Annotated in this window: 15 protein-coding genes; 5 read left to right on the top strand and 10 right to left on the bottom strand. The window is 40.3% G+C overall.

What is annotated here, in order from left to right:
* Positions 1-22: 22 nt before the first annotated feature.
* Positions 23-955, top strand: coding sequence for a phosphodiester glycosidase family protein (locus H6G77_RS04675; protein WP_190870951.1), 933 nt, complete (start codon positions 23-25; stop codon positions 953-955).
* A 163-nt stretch (positions 956-1,118) separates the two neighbouring features.
* A complete protein-coding gene (locus H6G77_RS04670; RefSeq protein ID WP_190870950.1) occupies positions 1,119-2,243 on the top strand; it encodes an RNA-guided endonuclease TnpB family protein in 1,125 nt (374 codons plus the stop codon).
* 36 nt (positions 2,244-2,279) lie between these two features.
* Here the strand turns inward: H6G77_RS04670 and H6G77_RS04665 are convergent, their stop codons facing one another.
* Both H6G77_RS04665 and H6G77_RS04660 read right to left on the bottom strand, forming a co-directional pair.
* Positions 2,280-4,097, bottom strand: coding sequence for a vanadium-dependent haloperoxidase (locus H6G77_RS04665; RefSeq protein ID WP_190870949.1), 1,818 nt, complete (start codon positions 4,095-4,097; stop codon positions 2,280-2,282).
* Positions 4,098-4,661: 564 nt separating this feature from the next.
* Positions 4,662-7,430, bottom strand: a complete 2,769-nt coding sequence (locus H6G77_RS04660; RefSeq protein WP_190870948.1) for a pitrilysin family protein — start codon at positions 7,428-7,430, stop codon at positions 4,662-4,664.
* Positions 7,431-7,823: 393 nt separating this feature from the next.
* On the opposite strand from H6G77_RS04660, the gene H6G77_RS04655 reads away from it, so the two are divergent.
* The gene (locus H6G77_RS04655; RefSeq protein WP_190677582.1) at positions 7,824-8,516 is read left to right on the top strand and encodes a CHRD domain-containing protein; all 693 of its coding nucleotides are present in this window, start codon (positions 7,824-7,826) and stop codon (positions 8,514-8,516) included.
* A gap of 204 nt (positions 8,517-8,720) precedes the next feature.
* Here the strand turns inward: H6G77_RS04655 and H6G77_RS04650 are convergent, their stop codons facing one another.
* Together H6G77_RS04650 and H6G77_RS04645 are read right to left on the bottom strand one after the other, a co-directional pair.
* Entirely contained in the window at positions 8,721-9,833 is a 1,113-nt protein-coding gene (locus H6G77_RS04650) for a DUF6745 domain-containing protein (protein WP_199331370.1), read from the bottom strand.
* A gap of 399 nt (positions 9,834-10,232) precedes the next feature.
* On the bottom strand, positions 10,233-11,819 hold the full coding sequence (locus tag H6G77_RS04645; RefSeq protein WP_190593415.1) for a B12-binding domain-containing radical SAM protein: 1,587 nt from the start codon (positions 11,817-11,819) through the stop codon (positions 10,233-10,235).
* Positions 11,820-12,006: 187 nt separating this feature from the next.
* On the opposite strand from H6G77_RS04645, the gene H6G77_RS04640 reads away from it, so the two are divergent.
* Positions 12,007-12,615 (top strand): Uma2 family endonuclease, encoded by a 609-nt coding sequence (locus tag H6G77_RS04640; protein WP_190870947.1) that lies wholly within the window; start codon positions 12,007-12,009, stop codon positions 12,613-12,615.
* Positions 12,616-12,630: 15 nt separating this feature from the next.
* On the opposite strand, the gene H6G77_RS04635 is transcribed toward H6G77_RS04640, so the two are convergent.
* The 6 genes from H6G77_RS04635 to hemE all read right to left on the bottom strand — a co-directional run bounded on the left by H6G77_RS04635 (position 12,631) and on the right by hemE (position 16,485).
* Positions 12,631-13,053 (bottom strand): type II toxin-antitoxin system VapC family toxin, encoded by a 423-nt coding sequence (locus H6G77_RS04635; RefSeq protein ID WP_190677587.1) that lies wholly within the window; start codon positions 13,051-13,053, stop codon positions 12,631-12,633.
* Positions 13,054-13,065: 12 nt separating this feature from the next.
* Positions 13,066-13,425, bottom strand: a complete 360-nt coding sequence (locus H6G77_RS04630; RefSeq protein WP_190677589.1) for a hypothetical protein — start codon at positions 13,423-13,425, stop codon at positions 13,066-13,068.
* A gap of 124 nt (positions 13,426-13,549) precedes the next feature.
* Positions 13,550-14,506: an NAD(P)-dependent oxidoreductase gene (locus tag H6G77_RS04625; RefSeq protein ID WP_190870946.1), complete on the bottom strand. Its 957-nt coding sequence runs from the start codon at positions 14,504-14,506 to the stop codon at positions 13,550-13,552.
* 97 nt (positions 14,507-14,603) lie between these two features.
* On the bottom strand, positions 14,604-15,164 hold the full coding sequence (locus H6G77_RS04620; protein WP_190677593.1) for a Uma2 family endonuclease: 561 nt from the start codon (positions 15,162-15,164) through the stop codon (positions 14,604-14,606).
* A complete protein-coding gene (locus H6G77_RS04615) occupies positions 15,161-15,346 on the bottom strand; it encodes a type II toxin-antitoxin system HicB family antitoxin (RefSeq protein WP_190870945.1) in 186 nt (61 codons plus the stop codon). Before H6G77_RS04615 ends, H6G77_RS04620 begins: the two co-directional genes overlap by 4 nt.
* 77 nt (positions 15,347-15,423) lie before the next feature.
* A complete protein-coding gene (gene hemE, locus H6G77_RS04610; RefSeq protein ID WP_190693704.1) occupies positions 15,424-16,485 on the bottom strand; it encodes a uroporphyrinogen decarboxylase in 1,062 nt (353 codons plus the stop codon).
* Positions 16,486-16,601: 116 nt separating this feature from the next.
* Between hemE and H6G77_RS04605 the strand changes: the two genes are divergently transcribed.
* Positions 16,602-17,345, top strand: a complete 744-nt coding sequence (locus H6G77_RS04605) for a hypothetical protein (protein ID WP_190677597.1) — start codon at positions 16,602-16,604, stop codon at positions 17,343-17,345.
* The last annotated feature ends 13 nt before the right edge of the window (positions 17,346-17,358 follow it).

Genomic DNA, 17,358 nt, shown 5'->3' with positions numbered 1-17,358 from the left:
GCGGGTTTTTATAATTTTAGATATGTGGATTAAGAAAATATTTCTCTTATGTATATTGAGCATTAGTATCAATTTGTTGTTTGCTTGTAAAGAAGATACAGCAAATTCATCAACCAAAGCTGCAAAAACTTGCCCCGGTGAAAATCCTCAATTCAGCCTGGAATTTTTTAAAACTAATAATCAAGGGCAGAAATCCACTAAGGGTATTAATCATGTGATTATTTTTAATCCTAAATCACCAAAGTTAGATTTCAAGGTGAATGTGGGTTTATCTCACAAGCTTTATGCAAAAAATCAACAGGGTAAATTTATCAGAAATTATGTACCGAAGCAATTTAATGAAATTATCAGCGATCGCAATTCCCTGTTAAATGGACAAAGACCGCTAGTAGCGATTAACGCCGATTATATCGGCACTGATGATAAACCACAAGGCTTAAATATTTCCCGTGGTGTGGAGTATTCGGGCGCATTTAAAACTAGACGTTCTTCCTTTGGTATTTCTGGAGGGAAACCACAAGAGCGAATCGCCACAATTCAAGCAGGGAGAAGAAGTAATAATCTTTGGAATTACAATTTAGTGGGTGGAAATGGCAGATTTTATCGCCAAGGTAAGTTTAAAGATATTTGTCAAGATTTAGGAGAACTTGCTTGTAAAGAATCAACTAATCGCTCTATGGTGGCGACGACTAGTAGAGGTTATGTAATTTTATTAGTGAATGATATCAAAGCTAATTCCGTTATTGAATCTTCTCAAGTTAATCAAGAATTACTACCAGATATGTTTGATGATGTTTTATCGGGTATTGCTCGGAATAATTGTTTAGGCAAAATTCAAGAAGGAATGTTATTTGATGGGGGTGCTTCGCCTGGATTATATTACAACGGTAAAATTTATGTCGAAAATGGCGGTGCAATTGGTTCGGTGTTTTTGATTTACAAAATATCCAATTAAATTGTTCATAAATGCGATCGCTAAAATATGGGCGATCGCATTTTTAACTACCAATCAAATTACCAAAAATATGGGTTTGAGGTTCCTCGCCCTTCAAGGGCGACTTTACTTAATTTAAGAATAATCTAAGTTTTTAGCTTCAGATTTTTGGTAAAATACTAATATGAAAACACTGAAGTTTAAGCTATATCAACACAAAAGAAATAAACACCTAAAGCGCATGATAAATGCGGCTGGGGTCATCTACAATCATTGCATTGCTCTACACAAACGCTACTACAGAATGTGGGGCAAGCACTTGAATTGTACAAAACTTCAGTCGCACATTGCCAAATTGAGAAAGCAAAATCCATTCTGGCAATCGGTAGGTTCTCAAGCAGTACAAGATATCTGTCAACGTATCGAGAAAGCCTATCAATTATTCTTTAAACATAATCATAAAGGAGTTAGACCACCAGGATTTAAGAAAGTTAAAAAATACAAATCATTCACCCTCAAACAAGCAGGCTATAAGTTTTTAAATGGCAACAAGGTAAAAATTGGTCATCGAGTATATCAATTTTGGAAGTCTAGAGAGATAGAGGGAACAATCAAAACCTTAACCATTAAACGTACACCATTAGGTGAATTGTTTATGGTTGTGGTGGTTGATAATTGTGTTGAGTCAGAAACCAAGTCCACGACTGGTAGAATAGCGGGGTTTGATTTTGGACTCAAAACATTTCTCACTTGCTCGGATGGTACTAAAATTGAGTCACCCCAATTTTTTAAGCAATCCCTAAACGCTATTAAAAATGCTAGTAGACAGCATTCCAAAAAGTTAAAAGGCTCATCTAACAGAGAACGAGCTAGAAAAAATTTAGTCCGCAAGCATGAAGATATTTCTCATCGTCGGCGTGATTGGTTTTGGAAGTTGGCACATGAACTAACTGATAAGTTTGATGTGCTATGTTTTGAAACCTTAAATCTCAAAGGAATGCAGCGTCTTTGGGGGAGGAAAATCTCAGATTTGGCGTTTGGCGAGTTTGTGCTAATCCTCGTATGGATTGCCAAAAAGAAGAATAAATTGCTTGTTTTCATCAACCAATGGTATCCATCAACTAAGACTTGCTCTTGTTGTGGTTATGTTCTACAAGAGTTAGATTTATCTATTAGAGAATGGCGTTGCCCATCCTGCCAATCAGTAAATGCAAGGGATGAAAACGCCAGTCGTAATATTTGTGCAGTCGGGGCATCGACTGTTGGGTTAGGTGATGTAAGTCGGGTTATGCCTGCTATCGCTGTTTGAGCCTAGAATCCCCACCCTTCAAGGGTGGAGAGTATGTCAAACAGTAATTCTGGTGCCGTCAAATCTAGTAAAGGTAAAGCCTGGGAAATCTTCGATATAACCTAACCTTTCATCTCGCAATAGGCTAATAGCCACCTCTTCCCCTATAGCTATACCTGCTGCACCATCAGTCCGCCAGTGAATACCACCGTGACCACGACCAATAGCATAATTAGTTGCCAACTTGTTCAACTCTCCACCCACGGTTAATGGCTCACCAGTGTAGGGAATTAACTTTGTTGGGTCGCTGGGGTCGGGTACTACGGGGTTAGGAATGACGTGGTTTTCATCAAAGAAAGCCTTTAACAATGTCACATTCACACCTGCAATTACCGCAGCGCCACCCGTATATGAAGGATGTAAAGGTGCAGCTTCTGGATAAGCTTGCGGTAGCAAATAAGTACCCAACTTGCTGTAAGTTCTGGCCAAAGCTTGGGAATTTAATATCTCAGGATGAATGGGATATTGAGTCCTGTTGACAAGATTGTTGTAGATTAATCCACCGTAGGCTTCTGGGCGCAGGGTGCGATGTACATAATACTTCTGCCAATATGAGGCGCGAATTGCCCGTGAAGTTCCCAAGTTTAATAGTGCTTGTAAATGCCCCACGGCAAATGTCGCAGCAGAACCTACTTGTGTCCGAGAGTTAACGTAGGGATTACCAGGATTTAACGGTGCGCCAATTCCACCGTCAATCAGTGGGTCACGTAAACTCACTGGGGAACTGAGAAGTAAAGAAGCCCCGTAATACAAAGCGCCACCAATATGAGCAAATTCACCCAAATCACGCACAGTCGATACATAACGGCGCGTAGGGTCATAATTAATTGATCTGCCAGAATTGCCACCATTCTGCACAGTCAGCCATTCGTTAAAGTCAATCAAAAAGTCATTACCGGAGAGGGCAGTCCGAATTACTGCCAAAATATACTGTGTTCCCCAAGGAATATTCCGCAGTAAAAATTGGGAAATGTAAGGGCCGTTTAATACCCCTGGCGGAGTGACGTGTCTTGGAGTTCCACCAGAACGGTCAGAGGGGTCAACGTAGCTGACAGTACCACGAAATAAAGTTTGCGGGGTGACACGACCATTGATTTTTGGCCCGTAAAAAGCAGACAGTCTGTTCAACTCGTCAACAGCTGCTAAAACATTCGGATCATCTGTATTATCTTGAAACTTAGAAAAAGATACATCACGCAGTAAAGCTTGCCAGTATAATTCCACTGCTTCATCGGCGCGGGCTGCACTGGCTAAAGCTGGTGGTATTGGTACGCCTATTTGAGCCGCGTTGATACCTTCAAGGCTAATTGCCAACGGCCCTTGAGGGTTGACTAGTTTTCTGGTACCACCCAAGATAATTTTTTCATATAGGCTGGGGTCTTGCCTGTTAAGTGCTGTAGTTAAAGAGTTGTAAGCTTCTAGGTTAACTTCACCTCTTTGGTTATGGGGCAAACCTCTAGAATCACTGCCAATTTTGTTAGCATACCTTTGCTCATCGCCGTTGGTAGGATGAGGTGGAATCGGAAAACTTCGTTCTAGTCTGGCGGCTTCTAAGCGAACTCGGTAGGCTCTATCTACAAACCTGTTATAGTTAAACCGCCCAACCACATCTCGTCCACTAGCTTGAACAACGCCTTCTTTGCGGAAAGACGAAACTGTGGAACCCATCACACCTGCAACTACCCCAGTTGCAGTTAACATTGTGGTGCGATTGAGAAATGAACGTCTGCTGAAGCGTTTAATAAATGAATTGCGAGTTGGAGAATTTGGGCTGTTGTTTTGCGCTTGATTTGCTGACTCAGATTCAAATTGCATCAGATTTGCTCCTCAATAAAAAAGTCAAGATGATATGTCGCTACAAGCAGTTGTTTGTAGACGTTGCTTACAGATGGCGCATCATCAAAACAGGATGCGTGAGAGAATTTCTGTGTACAGGTGCAGAGATTTACCTATGTTCTGATACTTAGCAGATAATCTACCCATCAGAATTTAGGCTGACTCTGGCAGCCGCTTTTATCTATATATTTTCACTAACTACGGTAAATCGATAGATTTTAAGTAGTTAGTGATTAAATTAGAATTTCCCACAAATCAGCGAGAAAAGCAAGATGATAATTTAAATAACCAGAACTGATATCATAAGGACTGTAGGGGCGGGGGGAAAAAGAAATTGAGACGCTGATCAAAATCGCCCTAAATCAAATACCCGACTTATTCAATAAGTCGGGTATCTAGTTGTTTATCAAGAATTGAGTTTAAATCACTGATGAGTTATACCAAATTGAAGAATGATTGCGACAAATGAATTGCCCAAAAGCTTACCAGTAAAGCCTGTCTCAATCCAAAATCTAAAATCTAAGATCCAAAATGGTATTACCCTTACTTGGATGCTGTTTCACCAGGGCCAGCAGTGACAATCACCACATTTTCTGGTTGAATTAAATCTTTGATGACTTGTTGAATTTGAGTCATATTTACAGCTTGAATGCGTCGCGGAAATTCCCGGATTTCTGCTGGTGAAAGACCCAAAACAGCATTATTTAAAATGATGTTGGCAACTTCGCTGGGATTGGCTAATTCCACAGGGTAGCTATTAGTAATGGAACGTTTGGCAGTATTTAATTCTGATTCTGTGATGCCTTGTTCCCGTAACTGTTTGAGTAAAGCGAGGGTGCTGGCGATCGCTTTTTGGGCATCTGTAGGCGCAGTTTGCATTTCAATTAAGAAGGGGCCGGGATTGATCCCCGCAGCAAAACCACTGTAGATACCATAAGTCAAACCAAGGCGATCGCGTACTTCTGTACCCAAACGGCTAGATAAAGTATCACCGCCTAAAATTTGATTCAATACCAAAGCTGCATAGAAACGGGGGTCTTTACGAGAAATGCCGTTGTAACCAATATAAGTTACAGCCTCAGCTTTACCGGGAATCACTTTATTCAAGCGAGTGGAAGTTTTTGGTAGGGGTACTTTCGGCAAATTCAACCCAGGTGGTTTACCTTCAGCTTGCCATTTAGTAAAAGCTTGATTGAATAAATCTTTCACCTTCGCTGGGTCAAAATCTCCCACTAAAGCGATTGTGGTTGTGTCTGGACGGTAATGTTGACGATAAAAGTTCAACACATCGTCACGAGTGATACTCTTTAAACTCGCTTCTGTGGAAAAACTGTGGAAAGGATGACTTTCTGGGTAAATTGCTTGTTGGAATACGCGCCTTGCTAAAGTACTGGGGTCATCTAACTGCACTTTTACATTAGTTAACGCCCGTTGACGACTCAGTTCTAATTGGTCATCGGGGAAGTTCGCATTTTGTAAGACATCTGCCAAAGTTTGCACTAAAACTGGCAAGTTAGCGGAAAGCCCTTCACCACTAATACTGACACCTTCGCGGCTGGGGCTAAACTCTAAACTGGTTCCCCGATCTTCTAAAGTTTGGGCTAAAGCCAAAGCATTTTTCGTTTCGGTACCATTCATTAAGTTTTCTGCGGTGAGAAGAGCGAGTCCAGCTTTTTGATTACTATCAAACTCAGTTCCCGCATCAATTTGACCACTAATATTAATTGTGGGCAGACTGCGGTCAGGTAACAGTAAGACTCGCAAACCATTGGCTAAAGAAAACTGTTGTGGTAGAGGTTGTTGATTAGATCCTGTAGATGAACTTGCAGGCGGTAAATATTTTGCCAGTTCGGCCGGGTCTACAGGTTGACCAGGGCTAAAGTTTTCCACAGTCCGACCAGAACCAGAACTAGAGGTTCCGGCTTCACCATCTGGTTGAGTTGGTTCAAAAAAGCCAATGGTTTTTTTGGCTGGAACAAGGTAAGTTTTTGCTACTCGTTGGACATCTTCTGGTGTCACTTTGGCGATCGCCGCTAAATAGCGTTCAATATATTTATAATCTCCCGCCACAGTTTGGTTATATCCCAACTGACTAGCTTGGCTGCTGATATCTTGATTGCCTAACACAAAAGAAGCTTGCAATATTGTCTTCGCCCGGTTTAACTCTGCTGCACTCACGCCCTTTTGTTGTAATTCTGATAGCGAGGTTTGCAGAACTTGGGCAATTTTCTCTAACTTTTGACCGGGGGCGGCTGTCGCCTCAATTTCATACCAACCCGGTTCAATTAATTCCGCAGGACTTCCACCCACAGAACTTGCTAAACCAGATTCCACCAAAGCTTGATAAAGTCTCGAACTCCGTCCCCCCGTCAAAATTGCATCCATCACATCAATTGCTGGTACATCAGGATGTTGGATATCTGGTAAAGGATAGACAACATACAACAAAGCCGCACTTCCCGGTTCTTTTAAAACTATGGGAGTTGAGGCTTGGGAGTTGGAAGTGGTGGGGGGTGTGGGTTTTTGACTATCAACTGTTGATTTTTGATTCTTCGTCAACTTGCCAAAACTTTCTTTCACCGCCTTGAGTACAGGTTCTGTGGCAAAATCCCCTGTGATTACCAAAGTCGCATTATCAGGACTGTAGTAAGTTTGGTAATAATTCCGCACCTGTTCGACAGTGAATTTTTCCACATCGGCTTTTGTACCACCTACAGATAAACCATAAGCCCGATTAGGAAAAGCCGCCTTCATCACCGCCCGATTTAAACGATAACTGGGTGAGTTTTCATAACCTTGCAACTCAGAAATCACCACACGCTTTTCACTGGTGAGTTGTTCAGCCCCAACCAAAGCATTTTTCATCCGGTCTGCTTCTAAAATTAGCAGTGCTTCGAGTTTATCTCGTTGCACTGTGCCGAAATAAGCTGTTTCGTCGTAACTTGTAAAAGCATTAAACTGACTACCCAAAGCACTAAACAAACGACCAAACTGTACTGGGCGTTCTTTAGTACCTTTAAACATTAAATGTTCTAATTGGTGAGAAATACCACTTTCCCCTTTACCTTCGTTGCGTGAACCAACTTTGTACCATACTTGCACACTCACTACCGGGGCTGTATGAACTTCTTTCGTTAATACTGTTAAACCGTTTTCTAAGACAGTTTTTTTAACTCCTTGGGTAAAAGATAATCCCGATACTGGAACAACTGCGGCTGGTGTCACCGCATTAATGACATTTCCCGAAAAAGGTATCAAACTTAGAAAAAAACTAAGTAAAAATGCTATTACCATCGTTGAGCGTCGCTTCATAAGCAAATCAAAATTTGAATTTTCAATTCATAAAGGCGATTCTAGCGAATCATTCTTTGAAATATGGGGATCAATTTCTTTAATCACGCCAGAATGACATGATTCACAAAAAAATTAAAGACAAAAATCCTATCTTTAAACAAACCGATTCCTGGATTCTTGAAGAATTGAGGTATCTTCTGCAATAAATAGCAGAAACTTAAGTAATTACACTGAACCAATCTGTATATTGCGATGTTCAAATAAGTAAATTAGACAGCAAAATTCCCGTTAAACCTCGCAAAACAAGTAATTACGCGGAAATTTTTGTCTAATTACAGAGTTGCAATGAAACATCTGCATATATTTTTGCTAAAACTTAAATTTTTTTACACACAGAGAAGGATGGTAGTTATGCGGTTTAAATCTATATTCACCACATTGATGTGTCTGGCAGTTTTTATATTATTCAGCATCTTTGTGCAATCAGTAGACCAAGCAGTTGCTTTCGGACAGTCAAGTAATATTAAACTTGACCCCAGCAAAGGTAAAGAAATTGGTTTTGTGTACGAAGCTTTTTTAAGTCCGCTACAAGAACCAGATGATGAGGAAAATACACCAAAAATTGCCCCACCGTCTTTAAAATCTACCGCACCTTCTATACCAAGAAATCAGCGTAAGTCACATGGACACGGAGTCGTAAAATTCACCAAAGACTTGAGTAAAGCATTTGTTGATGTTCAGGTAGCAGGCGTAAATCTCAAAGATATAGTTATGTTTCATATCCATTGCGGGAAGCCAGATGTACTTGGCCCTATTCAAGTTGACTTTGCTTTGACTGGGGATATTAAACAAAACTTTGCTGATGGTCATTTTTCCGCAGAAGTAACAGATGAAATTATTGAAAAGACTACTAATTCCGCCAAAGATTTGTTAGGAATTTACACTTTAGGTTGTCCTATTGAATCAGGAAAACCCGATAAAGTTAAAACAATTGCTGGTATGGCACATTATGGCAGACGTAGCGAACTTTATTTTAATTTACATACCAAAGGTCAAACTTTTTATGGGGATATTCGCGGTCAATTACATCCGGTAGAAAATTAAACTATGGCAGTCTACATCAGCAATTATCTAGGAGTTGGTAGAGATTGAGCAAAAATGGGAATTGCTATGAAGCGGAACAAAAGGCTACTAATGTAGATTTTTCCTCTTCGGTGATTGAAGATGCGATCGCAGACTTACTGATCACCAAAACTGCATAACTTCTAGTTAAAGTCAGCTTTCAGTGTCACTCTGCTAACAAGATTCTTAAGTTTGCACACTAAATTCTTCAGGAGCAATACCCCAATTTACCCAACAAATAGCATCTTTTGCTGATTGAATATCAGGTGGTACGCGCAATACATTAATCCTTTGGGTGCTAGGACAGGTCATTTTTAATAAATAAATTGGTTCTACATCTATATCGGAATTAATTTTAAAAAGCGTATATTCTTCCCAGATATCTAATTCAACTGCTTGTAACTCTTCAATAATTCGAGAATAACCAATGCCTTGAATTAACACGCGCCGCAGTTCAGCGTTCTTTTCTTCTAATAACCATTTTGCTGACCACTGCGTTGGAGATAATTCGCCATATTTCTCTGGCAACCTAACACCGTGATATGCGTAAATGTTATATCCGTCAGAGAATTGAACTGCTGCTTCTCCTTCAGCATGAAGGATATTCTCTTGATCAAAAGATACCTTGCAAGGACGCTCACAGACTAGACAAACCTTTTCATATTTGGATATGAAACCACAGTATTGGATTAAATCTTGAAATACTTGCCATTTTTTCTTGTCATAATTAATGGCAAGGACTGAAATACAAAAATCTAACATACAACCCCAAATTGCCCACTCTGCTGTTCTAGTTAAGGGTTGTGTTAAATGTAAAAAGTCAGTAAATTCTATCTCGCACTGGTCAATATCAGTTATTAATTGCTGTTCAATAAGTTGTGTTATGCCATAAGGGAAGTATGAAATTTTTGGATGGCTTGCCGTTGGGTAATATGGAAATTCAGGAAATTGTATTTGATTTCGCAATCTAATGAAGAGTTGATACTCAAGCTGTTGATTGATTCCGTGTTTAATATGTTCTACTACTCTTTTAAGAAATTTGATATGAATATTCAGTCCTAAATAATCTTTAAAGTTTTTAATTGCCAAAACTTTTTGAATTGCGATCAGAGGATTACTATAAAATAAAATTTCTGGTTCTGGATAGTTGCTGACAGCATAAGCAGCATTAATCACTGCGGCAACTTTTTCATGATTAATGGCTTCTGTAGAGGTTGCTATCCTTCGCCATTTGTCTCGGTAGATAGCAATCATTGCTTCTTGTTCCTCAGTCAGTTCAGTGATGATGTGTCTTGGCATAACTTGAGATAAGTTAGAGCTGATTCGTAAAGAAAATCTAAATAGAACAAAGCCGTGATGTACTCAAGCTATAGACTAAATCAAGAACATTAGTAAAGCAATGATTTATGGCTTATTGATTCGTCTGATGATAAAGCATATAGCATCTTAAGATTTTGTTTACAAATCAGCTCTTAACAGCACAACTAAATCCCGGCAAAAGTGGACTAGTTAAATTATCTTCTTTATATAAAGTAGCCGCTAATTTTAAAACACTATCTGGTCATTGCCGTCGTCAGGAAATAACGCTAAGTCAGCAGTTGTCCAACGGACTTTTTCGGATGCTGTGGAAATTATACAATTTTGGATTTAGGGAGAGGATGTTTTTTTATTCCCTACTCCCTATTTCCTATCTTTAATTTAACTAGCGATCGCCTCGGCTTTTTCTGCCACGGGGACATAAGGTTTTTCTGCGCCTTGTGCCAAATAAGCAGCTAACTGGCTTTCAATTTGGTCGCGGACAATTTGGCGATATTCTAAGAAATGCTCGTTGTGGGCGCAAACCGAAAGGTAATGTGTAAATACAGCAGGGTTCCGTTTGATAATACTGAACAAATGATGCCAGAATTTCCACCGAGTTTCCCTGACAATTCCTTGTCGCCAAACGACAATTAACAATGCTTTGAGTTCTACCCATGATGGCATTTTAAAAGGTGCTTTCCACTTAGGCGAACCTAACATTAAAAAACAGCGATAGGTGCGGTCTAAATATTTCACAGGGTCGTATAAAGCACAAAAAGCCTCAACATATTCCCTGGCAAGTTCTTCTAAAGGACGGGTGGGAATAAAGTTCATCAACGTGGTTTGGTTGATGTTACTTTCTGTATTTTCCCGCAATCTACCTTCTTTTTTCAGTCGATGCCACAGTGCAGTATTGGGTAGTGCTTGTAACATAGCGAAGGTGGTTGAGGGAATCCCGGCTTGTTCGGCAAACCGGACGATGCGATCGCCTGCGCCAGCTTTTTCACCATCAAACCCGATAATAAACCCAGCCATTGGCCGCAACCCAGCTTTGATGATGGTTTGCACTGCGTCTGTCAAAGAACTGCGGGTATTTTGAAATTTCTTGGTGAGTTGTAAACTATCTTCGTCTGGGGTTTCAATTCCCAAAAACACCGCCGAAAATCCAGACTCAACCATCAATTCCAGTAATTCTTCGTCTTGGGCTAAATCTACAGAAGCTTCTGTATCAAACTTAAAGGGATATTGGTGTTCTTCCATCCAGACTTTTAACTCTTTCAGCAACAATTTCACATTTCGCTTGTTACCGATAAAGTTGTCATCCACCATAAACACACCCCGCCGCCAACCCAATTCATAGAGATAATCCAACTCTGCTAATAATTGTTCTGGGGTTTTGGTGCGTGGTTTACGTCCATAGAGAACGATAATGTCGCAAAATTCGCACTGGAAAGGACAACCGCGCGAAAATTGCACCGACATCATGTCATAAGCATCTAATTCTAATAAATCAAAGCGGGGTACGGGTGTGCTTGTGACATCGGGTTTTTCTGCGGTGCGGAAAGTTCCAGATTTTTCGCCTCGTTGAATTGCTTCCACAAACATCGGTAAGGTGATTTCCCCTTCATCCAAAATCAGGAAATCTGCACCAACATTTTGGACATCATAAGGTGTAGAAGTTGGGTAAGGGCCACCAACTGCAACTAACTTACCGCGTCGTTTGGCTTCTTGAATTTGTTCCAATAAATCTTGTTTCTGGACAATCATCGCCGATAGAATGACTATATCTGCCCATTCCCATTCTGCTTCTGTTGCAGGACGAATATTGCGATCGACCAGCTTAAATTCCCATTCTTGGGGCAGAATTGCCGCTACAGTCACTAAACCCAAAGGTGGTAGTAAAACTTTGCGATCAACTAAATCCAGAATCTTTTCATAAGACCAAAAGGTTTTAGGAAATATCGGATAAACTAATAAAACTCGCATGTAGTAGCAGACCTCACACTTTGATTGTTATCCCACTCTAGCGGAAATAATTACTTATTGACTTTATATTGGCTTTAGCTTACCGTTAATGGTTTTGTCTGTGCAATTATTAACTAGAAAATATTGTGTGTCTGATGATAAAAATATGATGCCTCTCGATGCTTGATGATGTAAGAAAGAGGTCAAGATGGTACAGATACCCGTTAACCCAGAAAACTTATTGATTGAGTTACCGAAAGCGATCGCATTATATGTCACCCCAGAACAGTTCGCCGCATTAGCCGCCGCTAACCGAGACTTGAGACTAGAAAGAACTGCAAAAGGAGAATTAATCGTGAATCCGCCAACAGGTTGGGAGACTGGTAAACGTAATTGGAATATTGCGGGAGAATTGTATTTATGGTGGCGGAATGCAGGTGAACCAGGTCAAGCTTTTGACTCTTCAACCGGTTTTGTCTTACCAAATGGTGCAATTCGTTCTCCTGATGCTTCTTGGGTAAGCCAAGAACGTTGGCAAGTCCTGACTCCCGAACAAAAAGGAACTTTTGCGAATATCTGTCCAGATTTTGTAGTAGAATTGCGCTCTAGTTCTGATACTCTCAAAACTCTGCAAGAAAAAATGCGGGAGTACATCGATAATGGTGCAAAACTCGGTTGGTTAATTGATCCGCAGCAGCGATGTGTAGAAGTTTATCGCCCAAGTTCGGCAGTGGAAGTGTTGGAAAATCCGGCGACGTTATCGGATGAAGAAGTTTTACCGGGTTTTGTGTTGAATTTGCGTCGGGTGTGGGGTTGAATCAGAGCATTATGGTTACAGCGTCCAATCTGCGATCGCTAGTCTGGGTACTAGACTAAAATCTCGTTGGTTACGGGTAACGACGGTGGTATTAAGAGATAATGCGATCGCAGCTATTCGCATATCTTTTTGCAGGCGGTTTTTTCGCAGAGGGGGATTCTCTCTGAGCAGTTGTTTGAGACAGTCATCAGCCTGTTGTGTGAAATCCAGGATCTCAACTGTTTGAAGATATTTGACGGTTATCCAAAGTTTTGAGTAGAGTGCGGGGAGATTATGCACTGCTGACGGATCGTTAATTTTACCAATCCAGCCGTTAAAAAGTTCTTGAACCGTAATTACAGTCACAGCAATTTGATGCAAAGAAGCGTTAGCGATAACTTGAGGATGATTACAAAGAATTAGTGAAACATGATCCGTATCGAGAATATATCGAGACACACTAAGCTTCCTCTACAAGTAGTATGAGGAGTCAACTTCACTGTCATCATCTGAGGTTCGCTGCGATCGAATTTCATTCATAATTTCCTGAAAATCTTGATCGTTTTGAAAAACACCCGCAAATTGCATCCAAGTTGGTACTGAAGCTTCTATTGGTAGATTCCAGGAAATAGCTTCGATGTGGCTGAGTCTTTCTAAAAAGGTGGTTTGGAGTTGGGTGATTGCATCTTCTCGTGTTTGTGCTTCAACGCGAAAGTTGGGAAACTCAAAGATAGATGCAGCAAACTGACCATTTTTGAGGCTTTCTATTAGGAGTGTCACCTTCAGGTTAGCCGATGGCTGAGACTGCGTTACATTTAGATTGACGACCATGTTTGATAGACTTTAAGTGTCTTACTCATTTTACTGTAGATGCTGTAACCGCTCACTGTAGGCGATCGCAGAAACCAAACCATTTCGAGAATTAGCTATACCTGAAAACACACCAGTTAGCAGTTTATTTTCTATTAGGCACACCGCTAATTTTCAACACATCACTCATGGTTGCACAATAATTTGGTAAACCAAAACTTGCGGGATTGACGGCATTTTTATATGTAAAATGGCGATAGTTCATGCAGAACCTATCCCAAGCTGCCATTTGAATGCGGAACACGGCAATAATCAAATTAGCTAATGAAATAGATAGGGGAATGCGAAAGTAAATTTTTTTGCCTAGATAAGCGCAGGTTTCTTCTATTGCTTGGTTGGCGGTGAGTCTTTCTTGACCTAAAACTAATTTGCGTTGTTCCTTATTTTGGGGTGGATGTTCGATTAAATATTCCACGACGGTAGCAATATCTTTTCCGTGGATAAAGTGAAAACTACCGTCTGCTTGTAAAAAGCGAATTAAGTTAACATATTTTGTGACTTCGGGTATGCCAGAGGTGAGGTGAGAATAGGGTTTATTGGCATCGCCGCCTAGTACTAAGGTGGGAAAAACTGTGGTAATTTTAGGTGCGATCGCTAGTTTTTCTTTTTCATGCAAGCATTGATATTTAGAACCGATATAATCTGTCCCAATCTCCCCTGCTTCTTTTAGAGGTTGATTTTTGTTATCTAAAACACTAGCAGTTGAAAAATAAATTACCTGTTCGCAACGTTCAGGGTTTAATAAACTGAATAGTTCTAGTGTCTTGTTGACATTAATATCGTAAGTATTATCCCCGCCCCAGGCTGTTGCTGTTAACACTGCGACATCAATAGTTGATAACAAATCCGCAAAGTGTTTAATTTCTTGCATATCGCCTTGCAAGACGGTAACACCTGAACGGTATTGCGTATTGACTTGTAGTTTACTGGGGTTTCTAACTAGTAAAAATAGTTCGTGATTTGTATTTTGAATTAATGCTTCTGAGATGTAATGACCGATGCAGCCACTTGCGCCTGTGACTAAAATTCTTTTCTGACTCATAGTATGTTTTTTAAAGTTTAAGAGTTAACAATAAAATTAAAGGTTCCGCACTAAAGATTAATTTTCACGTAAAGGCAAAAAGGCACGAAGTTTTTATTCAAAATACATCTTCATAAACATCAGTTACAGAACCAGAAAAATTTATGCTTGTAAACTGTAATTCTTGATTGCCTCTATAACTATAAAGTTCCCATCTGCCTTGTGCATTACGTCTAAAACAATCAATTCTTTGACGGTTTTGGCTGATTAATACATATTCTTGCAATGTTTCTATTTCTTGATAGTCACTAAATTTATCACCTCTATCTAAAGCCTCAGTGGAAGGCGATAAAACTTCAATAATTAAACTGGGATAGCGTTTAAAATATTCAAACTCTGTATCTCTTGGGTCACAAGTCACCATAATATCTGGATAATAAAAAACATTCAGCGATTCGATGTGTGCTTTCATATCAACGACATAAAGACGACACCCAGTTCCGCGAATGTGATTTCTCAGCAGAGCAACTAAGTTAGCAGTAATAGTTACATGAGCGTCACTGGCTCCTGCCATTGCATAAATCTGCCCTTGGATATATTCATGTTTAATGGGGCTAGATTTTTCATTTTCGAGATATTCTTCTGGTGAAATATACGGGTGAGATTGGCTAAGAGTCATATAAGTGAATTGTCAAAAGCTAGATTCTCATTTTCTAGCAGCATTTCAATGACTTCGCGTAGATTTTTGTTTAACTCATCTAATGTTTCACCTTGAGAATGCGCTCCAGGAAAACCAGGAACGTACCCAACATATAGATTTGTGTCAGGATCTCGTTCGATTATCGCTGTAAAAGTTCTCATAAAAAATAGATGTGTCAGCAATGCAATTATTATGTCTTTGTGGTTCAAAAATTGTCACCACAAAGACACAAAGGGAATTAACTCACCAGTGCTGCTGTACTGAGTTGCTTGGCTGTTTCAAAGAAGAAAGCGACGTTTTCTTCTGGGGTATCTGGTAGGACACCATGACCGAGGTTGAGGATATGACCCCAATTACCAGCTTTGCGAACGGTATCATAAATGCGATCGCGGATGAACTCTTTGGAAGCATAGAGTACACCAGGGTCAAGATTACCTTGTACTTTAACGTGCTTGCCTAATCGAGCGCGAGCATCAGCCATGTCTACAGTCCAATCAACGGTGACGATATCCGCACCAGATTGAGCCATTCTTTCTAGTACACCTGCACTACCACTAACTAAAAGAATTAATGGTGTGTCGGGGTGGGTTTGTTTGACTTGCTGGAATACCCGTCGTTGATATGGCAGAGCAAAGGTATCGTAATCTTGAGGGCTTAATTGTCCTGCCCAAGAATCGAACATTTGCACTACTTGAGCGCCGCAGTCAATTTGGTAACGGGCATAAACAGCGATCGCATCTGCCAATTTTGTCAGCAGTTGGTGTAGAATTGCCGGGTCTGAGAAGGCCAAGTTTTTGATGATGGAATAGGTTTTAGAACCTTTTCCTTCAACTGCGTAAGCAGCTAACGTCCACGGCGCACCGACAAAGCCTAATACTGTTGATTTGTTGCCAACTTCTTGGCGTAATGCCTGCAAGATGGTTTTAATAAACGGTAGAGCCGCCTCTGGATCTAAATCATGCAGGCTATCAATTTGTGCTTGAGTGCGAATGGGCGAATGAATGATTGGCCCTTTACCTTCCGCAATGTCCATATCAATGCCCAAACCAGGCAATGGAGTTACAATGTCGGAAAATAAAATCACTCCGTCCGGCTGGAAGGCTTTCCAAGGTTGCAGGGATACTTCAATCGCTACTTCGGGAATTTCGGAGCGATCGCGAAATGAAGGATACTTTTCCCTTAAGTCTCGGTACGCCTTCATATATCGTCCCGCTTGTCGCATCATCCATACTGGGGGACGATCTACTATTTCACCACGAGCAGCCCGCAGGAGATGAGGGGCCGTTGAGGAAACACCCATTTAACACTTCATCCTAAGTCACTTTGTTATGTCAATGTTTAGCTTATCATTCTGAGATTACGCTTTTTCAGAAGGCTTGCTTGAAAAGCCCAAGTCTTAGCTTTACTTAACTTAATATGCAAACCGATTCTAATAATCCAAATCCTTCTAATGTTGCAGCTACTAATAGCAATTCTCCATCAGGCAAATTATTTATACCCCCCAGCCAGCGACGCAAGTTTTGTGTATTGTTTACTTTTATGACAATTTTGGGTTGGGTAGTGGGTGGCGTTTTTAGTCTGGCAGTAGAAAGACTGCTCACACAAATTCTGACTGCATTTGGATCTATAGAAATGCAATCATGGGGCTATGGCATAAAATTACTCAGTAATATTGTATTTGCTGTGGTTTTTGCTACCGACCAAACATTAGTTATCCGTCGTTATCTTTCTGGTTGGCGATGGATAATTGCAACTACCATCGGTTGGTTAACTGCTGATTGTGTAGCGACTGCCTGGATTAATTATATTGCTTCAATTGCTAATTCTCTTAATGAAACTTTATCTCCTGAGTTAGCAATTATCTTTGGATTTTTATCAACAATTGCTTATATTTTTTCTGGTCTTTGGATCGGACTATTGCAATGGCTAGTTGTACGCCGTTACACAATCAAATCCTGGTGGTGGAATTTTGTACCATCAGTTGCTTTTTTGTTAATTAGTTTGCTGGTCTGGTTGCTATCATTAATGCAAAACTTCATACCAGAAGCAATATTGTATGGCAGTCAACAAGGATTAACAGCAACTATCCTAGGAATAGTACCAGCAATTGGTTTTTGTAGTTTAAAAAGACGCTTACCAAGGCAAACTCAGGCAAGTTAAGCAGAAAAGTTTG

This window comes from Aulosira sp. FACHB-615 (genome assembly GCF_014698045.1).
GTDB lineage: Bacteria > Cyanobacteriota > Cyanobacteriia > Cyanobacteriales > Nostocaceae > Nostoc_B.
The sequence above is the reverse complement of the archived record's forward strand: the minus strand, read 5'-3'. Positions and strand labels throughout refer to the sequence as shown.